Annotated in this window: 1 pseudogene; it reads left to right on the top strand. The window is 37.3% G+C overall.

Annotated elements, in window-relative coordinates:
* Positions 1-183, top strand: a pseudogene (locus NON16_RS25420) (group II intron reverse transcriptase); the annotation flags it as partial.
* Positions 184-311 lie beyond the last annotated feature (128 nt).

Raw genomic sequence — 311 nt, 5'->3', positions numbered from 1 at the left:
ACAGATAAGTTTAACAACCTTCGCATTCTTCATGAAGACATACATCGGATTGTTCACCGTATAGACCCTGAAACGATTGTATCAGAAATACAAAAATTCGATTTAAATAACTCAATGATAAAGAAAATAAATCAATATCGAATGAAATGTGGGCTTGAAAAGGTAGAAACATCTCACGTCTAAAGTAACGAAGAACTTATAATCTATTATACATCGGTAGATGGACCGCGAAGTGCCGGGAAACTAGCATGCTTCGTGCGGAGCAGGGGAAAAGCTGGAGATGACTTCAAATGCTTACCTATTGCTAACTT

The sequence above is a fragment of the Pseudalkalibacillus decolorationis genome (genome assembly GCF_024609785.1).
In the GTDB taxonomy this organism is placed as follows: Bacteria; Bacillota; Bacilli; order Bacillales; family Fictibacillaceae; genus Pseudalkalibacillus; species Pseudalkalibacillus decolorationis.
This window is presented reverse-complemented; position numbering and strand designations above follow the sequence as displayed.